7 protein-coding genes are annotated in these 12,166 nt (G+C 73.7%); 4 read left to right on the forward strand and 3 right to left on the reverse strand.

Features of this window, described 5'->3' with window-relative positions; all coding sequences use genetic code 11:
- The first annotated feature begins 200 nt into the window (after positions 1 to 200).
- From ACIQG9_RS23270 to ACIQG9_RS23285, 4 genes are all read left to right on the forward strand, one after another.
- Positions 201 to 4,514 carry a discoidin domain-containing protein gene (locus tag ACIQG9_RS23270; RefSeq protein ID WP_400405961.1) on the forward strand — a complete coding sequence of 1,438 codons (4,314 nt, stop codon included), beginning with the start codon at positions 201 to 203 and terminating at the stop codon, positions 4,512 to 4,514.
- 264 nt (positions 4,515 to 4,778) lie between these two features.
- Positions 4,779 to 6,002: an ice-binding family protein gene (locus tag ACIQG9_RS23275; RefSeq protein ID WP_400405963.1), complete on the forward strand. Its 1,224-nt coding sequence runs from the start codon at positions 4,779 to 4,781 to the stop codon at positions 6,000 to 6,002.
- A gap of 224 nt (positions 6,003 to 6,226) precedes the next feature.
- Complete coding sequence (locus tag ACIQG9_RS23280) at positions 6,227 to 6,532, forward strand: hypothetical protein (RefSeq protein WP_400405965.1); 306 nt, start codon at positions 6,227 to 6,229, stop codon at positions 6,530 to 6,532.
- A gap of 8 nt (positions 6,533 to 6,540) precedes the next feature.
- On the forward strand, positions 6,541 to 7,812 hold the full coding sequence (locus ACIQG9_RS23285) for a cupin domain-containing protein (RefSeq protein ID WP_400405967.1): 1,272 nt from the start codon (positions 6,541 to 6,543) through the stop codon (positions 7,810 to 7,812).
- A gap of 31 nt (positions 7,813 to 7,843) precedes the next feature.
- Here ACIQG9_RS23285 and ACIQG9_RS23290 read toward each other — a convergent pair whose 3' ends face one another.
- The 3 genes from ACIQG9_RS23290 to ACIQG9_RS23300 are packed head-to-tail and all read right to left on the reverse strand — an operon-like array spanning position 7,844 to position 12,160.
- Positions 7,844 to 8,503, reverse strand: a complete 660-nt coding sequence (locus tag ACIQG9_RS23290; RefSeq protein ID WP_400405969.1) for a hypothetical protein — start codon at positions 8,501 to 8,503, stop codon at positions 7,844 to 7,846.
- Positions 8,500 to 11,184 (reverse strand): FtsK/SpoIIIE domain-containing protein, encoded by a 2,685-nt coding sequence (locus tag ACIQG9_RS23295; protein WP_400405971.1) that lies wholly within the window; start codon positions 11,182 to 11,184, stop codon positions 8,500 to 8,502. The genes ACIQG9_RS23290 and ACIQG9_RS23295 overlap by 4 nt, the downstream gene beginning before the upstream one ends.
- Positions 11,177 to 12,160, reverse strand: coding sequence for a hypothetical protein (locus ACIQG9_RS23300; protein ID WP_400405973.1), 984 nt, complete (start codon positions 12,158 to 12,160; stop codon positions 11,177 to 11,179). Before ACIQG9_RS23300 ends, ACIQG9_RS23295 begins: the two co-directional genes overlap by 8 nt.
- Positions 12,161 to 12,166: the final 6 nt, after the last annotated feature.

Consider the following 12,166-nt stretch of genomic DNA (forward strand, 5'->3'; position numbering starts at 1 on the left):
CGACCCGTCGCACCCGTTGGTGGCGAGGGGCCCTTCCGCACCGCCGGCTGCCCCACGTGCCTTCTGCCGGTGGCGCCTGTCCGCAAGCTCCCGATCAGCACCAATCGGGGTCGGGCAACGTCCGCCCGCTCCGTCGCCCGTCCGGGCTTTCGCACCTCCACCCCCCTTCTGACGTTCCAGCCCGAAGTTGGAGGAACGCAATGAGAACCAACCCCGTCCCCTGGCGTCCGCTCGCGGCGATCCTGGTGACCGGCATGGTCACGGCGCTCGCGCCGGCCCTGCCCGCCTCCGCCGCGCCCGCCGACCAGCCACCCGCGACCAACCTCGCCGCCGGCAGGGCCGCCGCGGCGACCAGCGCCAGCACCGGCCACGCCGCCGCCTACCTCAAGGACGGCGACCAGGCCAGCTACTGGCAGGGCAGTGGTGCCTTCCCGCAGGCCGCCGCCGTCGACCTCGGCCGCGGCGCCACCATCGACCGGGTCACCCTGAAGCTGCCCAGGGGCTGGTCGAAGCGGACCCAGACGCTGGCCATCCAGGGCAGCCCCGACGGCACGTCGTACCGCACCATCGTCGGCTCGGCCAGCTACACCTTCAGCCCGGCCTCGGGCAACCGGGTGACGATCACGTTCCCGGCCACCCACACCCGGTACGTGAAAGCGAACATCACCGCCAACAGCGGCGCGTCCGCCGCCCAGCTCGCCGAGCTGGAGGTGCACCCGGCGGCGGTGTCGAAGGTCAACCTCGCCGCGGCGGGCGCGGTGGTGTCGCTGACCGCCAGCAGCACCGCCGACGTCTACGGGCCGGCCAACGCCGGTGACGGCAACGCCAACACCTACTGGGAGAGCGCCAACAACGCCTTCCCGCAGTGGCTCCAGGCCGACCTCGGCTCGGCCATCGCGGTGAACCGGGTGGTGCTGAAGCTGCCGCCGTCCTCCGCGTGGCAGACCCGTACCCAGACGCTCAGCGTGCAGGGCAGCAACAACAGCGGTGGCCCGTTCTCCACCATCGTCGGGTCGGCCGGGTACGTCTTCAACCCGGCCACCGGCAACACCGTGACCATCGACTTCAACCAGACCACCACCCGGTACGTCCGGCTGAACATCACCGGCAACACCGGCTGGCCGGCCGGACAGATCTCCGAGTTCGAGGTCTACGGGCCGGCCGAGGGTGACACCCAGGCGCCGTCGACGCCGGGCAACCTGGCGTACACCGAGCCGGGGTCGGGGCAGATCCGGTTGACCTGGAACGCCGCCACCGACAACGTGGGCGTCACCGGGTACGACATCTACGCCAACGGGACGCTGCGCACCAGCGTCGCCGGGAACGTGCTGACGTACACCGACACCCAGCCGGCGACCGCGACGGTGTCGTACTACGTGCGGGCGAAGGACGCGGCGGGCAACCAGTCGGGCAACAGCAACACGGTCACCCGGACCGGCACGCCGGGCGGGGACAACCAGGCGCCGACCGTGCCGGGCACCCTGTCCTTCACCGAGCCGGGGTCGGGGCAGATCCGGCTGGCCTGGGGCGCGTCCTCGGACAACGTGGGCGTCACCGGGTACGACGTCTACGCCAACGGCGCGCTGCGCGGCAGTGTCGCCGGGAACGTGCTGACGTACACCGACACCCAGCCGACGACGGCGACGGTGTCGTACTACGTGCGGGCGAAGGACGCGGCGGGCAACCAGTCGGGCAACAGCAACACGGTCACCCGGACCGGCAGCGGTGGTGGCGGCTCGAACCTCGCGGTGGGCAAGCCGGTCACCGCGTCCGGCTCGGTCTTCACCTTCGTGCCGACCAACGCGAACGACAACAACGTCGCGACCTACTGGGAGGCGAACAACTTCCCGAGCGTGCTGACCGTGGCGCTGGGCGCCAACGCGACCGTCAGCTCGGTCGTGGTGAAGCTCAACCCGGACAGCTCGTGGGGTCCGCGGACCCAGACCATCCAGGTGCTCGGCCGGGAGCAGAGCAGCGGCACGTTCGCCAGCCTGGCGGCGGCCCAGTCCTACAGCTTCAGCCCGGCCACCGGCAACACGGTGACCATTCCGGTCAGCGCCACGGTCGCCGACGTCCGGTTGCAGATCACCACCAACTCCGGTGCTCCGGCCGGGCAGGTGGCGGAGTTCCAGATCATCGGGGTGCCCGCGCCGAACCCGGACCTGACCATCACCGGCATGACGGTCTCCCCGGCCTCGCCGGTCGAGACCGACACGGTCACCCTGTCGGCCACCGTCCGCAACGCCGGGACCGCGGCCTCGGGGGCCACCAACGTCAACTTCTACCTGGGTACGACGTTGGCCGGCACCGCCGCGGTCGGCGGGCTGGCGGCCGGCGCCTCCAGCACGGTCACCGCGAACATCGGCGCGCGCAACGCGGGCAGCTACCCGCTGAGCGCGAAGGTCGACGAGGCCAACACGGTGATCGAGCAGAACGACGCGAACAACAGCTACACCAACCCGTCGCCGCTGGTCGTCGCGCCGGTGGCCAGCTCCGACCTGGTCGCCTCGCCGGTGAGCTGGTCGCCGAGCAACCCGGCCGCCGGTAACACGGTGACCTTCTCGGTGGCGATCAAGAACCAGGGCACGGTCGCCTCCGCCGGTGGTGCCCACGGCATCACGCTGACCGTGGTCAACCCGGCCAACGGCGCGGTGCTGCGTACCCTGACCGGGTCGTACACCGGTGCGATCGCGGCCGGCGCGACCACCGCCCCGGTCAACCTGGGCACCTGGACCGCCGTCAACGGCAAGTACGACGTCCGGGTGGTGCTGGCCGACGACGCCAACGAGTTGCCGCTCAAGCGGGCCAACAACACCAGCGTCACCCCGTTCTTCGTCGGTCGCGGGGCGAACCTGCCGTACGAGATGTACGAGGCCGAGGACGGTCTGGTCGGCGGCGGCGCGCAGGTGGTCGGGCCGAACCGGATCATCGGCGACCTGGCCGGTGAGGCGTCCGGACGTCGGGCGGTGACCCTGAACTCGACCGGCAACTACGTCGAGTTCACCACCAGGGCGAGCACCAACACGCTGGTCACCCGGTTCTCCATCCCGGACGCCCCGGGCGGCGGCGGGATCGACTCGACGCTGAACGTCTACGTCAACAACGTGTTCCACAAGGCGATCCCGCTGACCTCCAAGTACATGTGGCTCTACGGTGCCGAGGCCGGTCCGGGCAACTCCCCGGGCGCGGGCGGCCCGCGGCACATCTACGACGAGGCGAACATCTTCCTGGACGCCACCGTCCCGGCGGGCAGCAAGATCAAGCTTCAGAAGGACGCCGCCAACACCTCCACGTACGCGATCGACTTCATCAACACCGAGCAGGTCGCGCCGGTGGCCAACCCGGACCCGTCCCGGTACGCGGTGCCGGCCGGTTTCACCCACCAGGACGTGCAGAACGCCCTGGACCGGGCCCGGCAGGACGCCAACCTGGTCGGCGTCTACCTGCCGGCGGGCACCTACCCGACCCAGCAGAAGTTCCAGGTGTACGGCAAGGCGCTCCAGGTCGTCGGCGCCGGCCCCTGGTACACCCGGTTCGCCGCGCCGGCCAACCAGGAGAACACCGACGTCGGCTTCCGGGCCGAGGCGTCGGCGAACGGCTCGACCTTCGCCGGGTTCTCCTACTTCGGCAACTACACCAGCCGCAACGACGGTCCGGGCAAGGTGTTCGACCTGTCCCGGGTGTCGAACATGACGTTCGACAACATCTGGGTGGAGCACCAGATGTGCATGTTCTGGGGTCTCGGGGTCAGCAACATCACGATCAAGAACTCGCGGATCCGGAACACCTACGCCGACGGCCTGAACATGACCAACGGCAGCACCAACAACCTGATCAGCAACGTCGAGGGTCGGTCCAACGGTGACGACGCGTTCGCGCTCTTCTCCGCCACCGACGGCGGCGGCGGGGCGAACACCGGCAACGTGTTCGAGAACCTCACCGCCACGTTGACCTGGCGGGCGGCGGGCGTCGCGGTGTACGGCGGGCAGAACAACGTCTTCCGTAACATGTACATCGCGGACATGCTGACCTACTCGGGCATCACCGTCAGCTCGCTGGACTTCGGCTACTCGTTCGCCGGCTTCGGTCCGGGATTGACGACGATCGAGAACGCCTCGATCGTCCGGGCCGGTGGTCACTTCTGGGGCGCGCAGACATTCCCGGCGATCTGGATGTTCGCCGCGTCCAAGGAGTTCCGCGCCATCCGGGTGAACAACGTGGACATCATCGATCCGACGTACCACGGCATCATGTTCCAGTCGAACTACAGCGGCGGTCAGGCCACCCAGGCGGTGACGGACACCATCTTCACCAACATCTCCATCAGTGGTGCCCAGAAGAGTGGCGACGCCTTCGATGCCAAGTCCGGTTTCGGCATCTGGGCCAACGAGCTGCCCGAGGCGGGCCAGGGCCCGGTCGTCGGCTCGGCGACCTTCAACAACCTCCGGTTCAGTAACAACTTCCAGAACATCCGCAACACCACGTCGACCTTCACCATCACCGTCAACCCGTGATGCGCGGGGTCCGACGCCGGTAGGTAGGCCGTGACTGTGCCGCCGGGAGGTCCGTCCTCCCGTCGGCACTGTCAGGTCCGGACGTGGTCACCGAGCGTCTTGTAGTTTTGTCATCCTTTGGGGCTTAGATGTGTGTAAAAGTCTGGTTGCACCTGTCGGTATCCAGGTGTGACTTCGGGCCGCTGTCGTGGCAGCGCCTGCGGAGACGCACCACGAGAGGGCCACATCGTGACAGTCACTCCAATCCGTGATCGGCGACGCGCCGTGTTGCCGGCACTCGCGGCGGTCGCCGCCGCCTGCGCGGCCGGCGCCGTGCTGATCTTCAGCGGAACCGGCGCCAGCGCTGCCGTAGCGCCGGTCGGCCTGGGGACAGCGGCGAACTTCTCCGTGCTGGCCGGCTCCACCGTCACCAACACCGGCCCCAGCTTCCTGGCGCAGAGCCTCGGCGTCTCTCCCGGCAACACCGCCCCGGGCTTCCCGCCGGGGGTCGTCGGCGGTGAGACCCACCTCGGCGACGCCGTCGCCCTACAGGCCAAGAACGACCTGACCACCGCGTACAACGACGCCGCCGGACGGACCCCGTTCACCAGCCTTCCGGCGGAACTCGGCGGGTCCACGCTCATCCCCGGGGTGTACCGGATCGGTGCCGCGCAACTGACCGGCACGCTGACCCTGAATTCGCAGGGCGACCCGGCGGCGGTGTTCATCTTCCAGATCGCCTCCACCCTCGTCACGGCGTCCAACAGCAGCGTGGTGTTCATCAACGGCGCGGTGCCCTGCAACGTCTACTGGCAGGTCGGCAGCTCGGCGACGATCGGCACCGGCACCCGGTTCATGGGCAACATCCTGGCCCAGGCCTCGATCACCATGACCACCGGTGCCACCCTCCAGGGTCGTGCGCTGGCCGAGACCGGCGCGGTCACCCTCGACACCAACACCATCAACGCCCCGGTCTGCCAGTCGCCAACCGGCACCCCGACGGGTACGCCCACCGCGACTCCGACGGGCACTCCGACAGCGACGCCAACCGGTACGCCGACGGCGACGCCGACGGGCACGCCAACCGGTACGCCGACAGCGACGCCGACCGGTACGCCGACAGCGACGCCGACGGGCACTCCGACGGCGACGCCAACCGGTACGCCGACGGGCACGCCGACCGCTACACCGACGAGCACGCCAACCGCTACTCCGACGGGTACTCCGACGGCGACGCCGACGGGCACTCCGACGGAGACCCCCACCGCGACGCCGACCGGCCAGCCCACCGGAAACCCCACCGGAAACCCCACGGGCCAGCCCACCGGAAACCCCACGGGCCGGCCCACGGCAGCGCCGACCGGCCCGCCGGCTCCAAGCCGGACAGAGTTGCCGGTGACCGGTGACAGCGGCGGTAGTGCGCTGGTGCCCGTCCTGACGGGCGTCGGCGGCCTCGCCGTCGCCACCGGCACGGCCCTGCTTCTCCGCTACCGACGCAGGACCTCCTGATCCTGATCGGGCAGGCCCGGCGGCCGACCACCGGCCGCCGGGCCGCTCCCCGCACCCTTCCCGGGTGAGCTGCGTACCGGCTGACGGCGACGGGGCCCGGCGAACCGTCCCGCGTGCCGGGCCCCGCCGTCTACGGTGTGGTTAGAGAAGATCGGGTGGGGGGTACCACCCGCTGCACGAGCGACCCCGACCTACGGCGGGGCGGCACACCCGAGGGAGCACCCATGGCACTCAATGACGACGACATCCAGACCAGCAGCGGCGGTGGCCTTGAGGGTCCGGCCGACGGCGGTGCGACTCCGGGTCACCAGGACGGTGGTGCCGACGGTGGTGCGGAGGGTCCGGCCGATGGTGGCGCGACTCCGGGTCACCAGGACGGTGGTGCCGACGGTGGTGCGGAGGGTCCGGCCGATGGTGGCGCGACTCCGGGTCACCAGGACGGTGGTGCCGACGGTGGTGCGGAGGGTCCGGCCGATGGTGGCGCGACCCCGGGTCACCGGGACGGTGGCGCCGACGGCAGCGCGTCCTGAGCCGACCCATGACGATCATCGACCCGCCGGGCGGCCACGGCCGCCCGGCGGTCCCGTCCGACGCGGTCGGGGCGCTGGCCCGTTGCGTCAGCGTCGAGCCGGCCAAGTTCGCCGCCGCCCACTGGGGTAGGGCGCCGCTGCTGTCCCGGGCCGCCGAACTGCCCAACACCGACGGCTTCACCGATCTGCTCAGCCCCGACGACGCCGACGAACTGCTCTCCCGGCGCGGCCTGCGCACCCCGTTCCTGCGGGTGGCCCGGGACGGCCAGCTCGTCCCCACCGCCCGCTTCACCGGTGGCGGCGGAGCGGGCGCCGAGATCGGCGACCAGGTCCTCGACGAGCGGATCCTGGAGCTGTACGCCTCCGGCGCCACCCTGGTGTTGCAGGGGCTACACCGCCTCTGGCCCGCCCTGGTCGACTTCGCCCGCGACCTCGGCACCGCCCTGGCACAGCCGTTGCAGGTCAACGCCTACCTCACCCCGGCCGGCAGCCAGGGCTTCGCCACCCACTACGACACCCACGACGTCTTCGTGCTCCAGGTCGACGGCCGCAAGCACTGGCGGATCCACCCGCCGGTGCTCCCCGACCCGCTGGAGAGGCAGCCCTGGGGCGGCCGGGCCGACGAGATTGCCGCCACCGCCCACGGGCCCGCCGCACTCGACGTGGTCCTCGAACCGGGCGACGCGCTCTACCTGCCGCGCGGCTGGCTGCACAGCGCCCAGGCGCAGGAGTCCCGCTCCCTGCACCTGACCGTGGGCATCCGTGCGCTGACCCGGTACGCCCTGGTCGAGGAGCTGCTGGCGCTGGCCGCCGAGGACCCTCGGCTGCGGGCCGGGCTGCCCTTCGGCACCGACGTCGCCGACCCCGACGCCATCGAGCCGGAGCTGACCGAGACGGTCGAGGCGCTGCGCGACTGGCTGCTGCGGGCCGACCCGGTCGCGGTCGCCGCCGGGCTGCGCCGCCGGGCCTGGCCCGCCGCCCGACCCGCCCCGATCCGGCCGCTCGCCCAGGCCGCCGCGCTCGCCGCGCTCGACCCCGACAGCCGGATCGCCCCCCGGGCCGGGCTGCGCTGGCAGCTTGCCCCGGCCGACGGCGGCCGGGTCGCGCTGCGCCTGTTCGACCGTACGATCACCCTGCCCGAGCAGTGTGCGCCGGCGCTGCGCGCCCTGCTCACCGGCGACGGCCTCCGGGTGGGTGACCTGCCCGGCCTCGACGACGACGCCGACCGGCTGGTGCTGGCCCGCCGGCTGCTCCGCGAGGCGGTCGCCGTCCCGGCCTGACCGGCCGGCCCGCCCGGGGAGCGGGGCGGCCTCAGCGGCTGGTCACCAGCAGCAGCACCGTGGTCACCAGCCCGGCGATCAGCACGATCGCCAGCGGGCGGGGGCCGAGCAGCGCGTGCCGGCGGTCCGCCAGCCGCTTCGCCGGGGCCAGCCCGGCCACCGGGCCGAGCAGCGTCACCACCAGGGCCAGCACCGGCATCCCCACCGCCAGGTCACCGCCGTAGCGGTGGCCGAGGGCGCGGGCGGCGGCCCCGACCGCGTACGCGGCGACCGCGCCGGCCACCCCGCAGAGCGCCAGCAGCGGGTTCACCGCCCCCGGCAGCTCACCGCGCTGGCCGGTCCGGTCCAGCAGCTCGCGTACCCCGCGCAGCAGGGGCACCGGGTCGCCGGTGGCGTCCCGGGCCGGTCCCGGCGGGTCGCCGAGCCGGCGGGCACCGAGCCGGGACCGCAGTTCGGCCCAGAGGTGACCGACCTCGGCGTCGACCCGGTCCAGCAGCGACCGGGCGGCGGTCACCTCCTGCTCGGCGTCGCGTAGCTGGTCGGCCGCCTGGTCCACGGCCCGCTCGGCGGCGGCGCACTGCTGGTCGTGCCAGGCCTGCGCCTCGGCGCGCTGGGCGGCGACCCGGCCGGTCAGCTCGGCGAGCCGGCGGACGTGGGCGGCGTAGGTGTCACTGGCGACCGGTTCGTTCATCGGGACGGACCATAAGGGATGATCACCTGTCCGGTGCGGTGCACCGCCCGGTCGAAGAAGAGGCCCCGCCACGGGCGGGGATACCAGTCCGGCCCGCCGCTGCCCGGGTAGAGCGACGAGCCCAGCTCCCCGCCCTGCACGTCCAGGGCCACCCAGGCCCCGATCTGGTCGGTCCGGGCGGCCGGGCCGCCCAGGTCGGCCCGCATCCGGGCCACCCCGCGCCACCAGGCCAGCACGTGGGTGCGCCGCTCCGGCCCGTCGTGCAGGATCCGCCGCAGCCGGTCCAGCCCGGTCCGCCCGGCCGGGCCGGTGGCCAGCGCCCCGGCTGCCGCGTCGACGGCGAACAGCAGCAGGTAGTGCGGGGTCGTCGGGGTGCCCGGCCGGGTCAGCGCGGTGGCCGTCTCGGCCATCAGCTCCCCGACGGTCTCCTCGTCGTACCAGGCGGCGTCGTCGGCCAGGTCCTCGTAGAGGGCGCGGGCCGCCGGGTCGGCGTCCGGGTCGAGGCAGGCGATGGAGAACCGGGCGGTGCCGGGGTGGTGCTGCCGGGCCAGCGAGCGGGCGGCGGCGTCGAGCACCGCACACGCCTCGTCGATCCGGGTGCCCAGCACCGCGAGGTTGCGGCCGGGGGCGCGGGGCAGCCGCAGCGCCGCCGACCGGGACTGCACGTCGATGATCTCCCCGAGCAGCGCGACCGGGCCGCGTGGCGGGGTGTCGCCGGGCGGCGGGGCGAGGGCCCGGAAGTCCGGGGCGTCGGTGAGCCGGGGGACGGCGTCGCCGTCGAAGAGCCGGGCCGGGGCGGCGTCGGCCGGGCGCATCCGCCACAGCCGGTGTTGCAGCTCGCTCCAGGTCTCCCAGTCGCTGGCCGACGGGATCCGGGCCACCTGGTTGCCCTCGGTCATCCCGGACTCGGCGTTGACCACCGCGTGGTGCCGGGGCAGCGCCTGCGCGGCGTCGTTGCGTTCGGCGAGGATGCGCAGCGCCTTCGGCAGCGCGATGCGCAGGGTGAACTGGGCGACCAGGGCGGGTCGTCCCCACAGCGCCTCGATGCCCCGTACGTCCTGGGAGGCGAGGACCAGGTGGATGCCCTGCGAGCGGCCCCGGCGGGCCAGGTCCTCCAGCAGGTCGGCGGCCTCCCGGGCCACCACGTCGCGGCCGGCGAGCAGGGCCTGGAACTCGTCGACCACGGCGACGATCCGGGGCCAGTGCCCGGTCGGGTCCACCGCCCGCAGTTCGGCCAGCTTGGTGACCTCGTGCTTCTTCGCCGCGTCCGCCCGGCGACGCAGCTCCTCGGCGAGGAAGCGCAGCAGGGCCAGCCCGAACTCCCGGTCGGTGTTGACGTTGATCCCGACCAGTCGCATGTGCGGCAGCCAGCTCGGGTCGCGCCGGCCCTGCGCGAACCGGGCGAAGGACACCCCCTCCTTGAAGTCGAGCAGGTAGAACTCCAGCTCGGCGGGGGAGTAGCGGGCGGCCAGCGCGCCGATCCAGGCGAAGATGAGGTTGGTCTTGCCGGTGCCGGACGGGCCACCGATCAGCGCGTGCGGCGGGTAGTCGCCCAGGGTGAGCAGGACCGGCCGGCCGTGCGGGCCCTCGCCGATCGGCGCGGTCAGCCCGTGCGCCGAGTCCTCGGTCCACATCTGCTCGGGTGGGGGGAGCAGGTCGGTGAAGGGCGTCGGCGGGGGACCGGCGTTGACCCGGGAGGCGATCTCCCGGCAGGTCTCGGTGACCAGGGTGGCCGGTGGCGGCGGGTCGAGGCGTACCGGTGGGCCGGGGGGCGTGCCGATGCGGGCCTCGTCCGGCGCGGCGACGACCCGGGTGACCGTGGGGTCGTCCGGCAGGTCGATGTCGCGTACCACCAGGTGCACCCCGCAGGCCGCCCCGGTGCGGACCACCCGGTCCAGTTGGCCGCGTTCGTGCCGGGACAGCTCGTCCCCGCCGAGCAGCACCGCCACCCGCCACGGCTCGGGCCGCCGGCCGGTGGCCACGGCCAGCTCGCGCAGCGAGCCGTACTCGCCGGCCAGCACCGTCTCGTTGATCCGGCGGATCTGCTCCACCAGGTCGTCCAGGAGTCGGGCCAGCCCGCCCGGCCCGACGAAGGTGAGCAGGCCGGCGGTGCCGAGCGGGGCGAAGCCGGCCAGCCCGCCGCCGAGGTGCTCCGGGTCGTAGCCGTACAACCGGATGCCGCCGGGGTCGGCCCGGCCCACCCCGCGCAGCAGCAGCGCCGACACCACCGCGTCGGCGCCCTCGCGGTCCGCGCCACGCAGGTGCACGTGCCCGGCGTCCAGCAACGGGACCAGGGCCGGTACCGGCTCCGCGCCGGGGACGCGCAGCGTACCGACCCGCAGTGGCCCGGGGCTCTCGCCGCGACCGGCCGGCGTGGCCCGCCACCGGTCCCACGGCGCGCCGGCCGCGCCGGGGGCCTCCCGCTGCGCGGCGTCGGTGGCCCGGTGGGCCAGCTCGGCGATCCGCGCGGCGTGTCGCTGGTCGATCTCGGCCAGCCGCCGGTCACGTTCGGCGCCGACCCGGTGCGGTACGGCGTCGGCGGCCCGCCGGACCCGGGTCAGCCGTTCCCGGGCGGCGGTCAGCTCCGACTCGGCGGCGGAGACCCGGGTACGGGTGGCGCCGAGCGCCTCGGAGAGCATCCCCCGCACCCGCGACGCCAACTGGGCACGCAGGTCAGCCATGGTGCCCGCCGTCTGTCCGGCGGCCCGGACCCGGGTGTCGCGCGGGTGCTGGGCGGGGCTCGGCCCGGCCGGGTTCCGGCGTCCGTCTCGCCGCCGGGGGTTCCGGTTGCTGCGCCGGGTCGCGCTCCTCGTCGGGCAGATCCCGGCCGAGTCGGGCCAGCAGGACGCCGGTCAGCACGCCGGCGGTGACGGCGGGGTCGGCGGCGTGCGGTTGCTCCCCCTCGCCCCGGCGCGGCGGGGGCATCCGGCAGACCCGGGTGAGCAGGGTGTCCAGCACTGGCGGGGGCAGGCCGGGCAGCAGGTCGCGGACCCGGCCGTCCAGTTCGCGGCGCAGCCGGCCCAGGTCGTCGGCGCGCGGCGGGTGCCCGAGCAGTTCCCCGGCGAGGTCGCGCAGCAGCGGTGGGGCGAGCGCGGCCATGCCGAGACCCACGTCGGCGTGCGCGGCGCGCAGCTCCCGGTGCAGCCGGTCCCGGTCGCCGGAGCGGATGCCGGTGACCACCCGGCGCAGCAGTTCCCGGGAGTCGGCGACCCGTTCGTCCGGCTCGTCCGGTGGGCCCTCCCGGCCGCCGGTCAGCTCGGCCACCCGGACCGCCCACCAGCGCTTGACGGTCGGGTCGTCGTCGGTGGGCGGCGGCGCGGCGGTCGGTGGCGGGACGGCGTCGCCGGGCGGGCCGTCGTGCTTCGGCGCGGGCCCGGTCGCCCGGGGCGGTGGGGCACCGTCGGGGGCCAGCCCGATGGCGGCCAGGTAGCCGGAGAGCTGTTCCTGGGCCACCCGCAGCGCGTGCCCGGCGGACTCGGCGTGCTCGGTGGCGGCGGCGAGTTCCGGTACGCCCATCGGGTTGGCCGACTCCTGGCGTACCCAGCGCAGCCGTTCGGTGGCCTGGCCGAACTTCTCCAGCGCCAGGGCGAGCGGGGCGAGCGGAAGTTCCTCGGCGGCGGCGCGTACCTGCGCCCCGACGTCCTCGATGATGGACACGCCGGC

It is taken from the genome of Micromonospora sp. NPDC092111 (assembly GCF_044755745.1).
Classification (GTDB): domain Bacteria; phylum Actinomycetota; class Actinomycetes; order Mycobacteriales; family Micromonosporaceae; genus Micromonospora.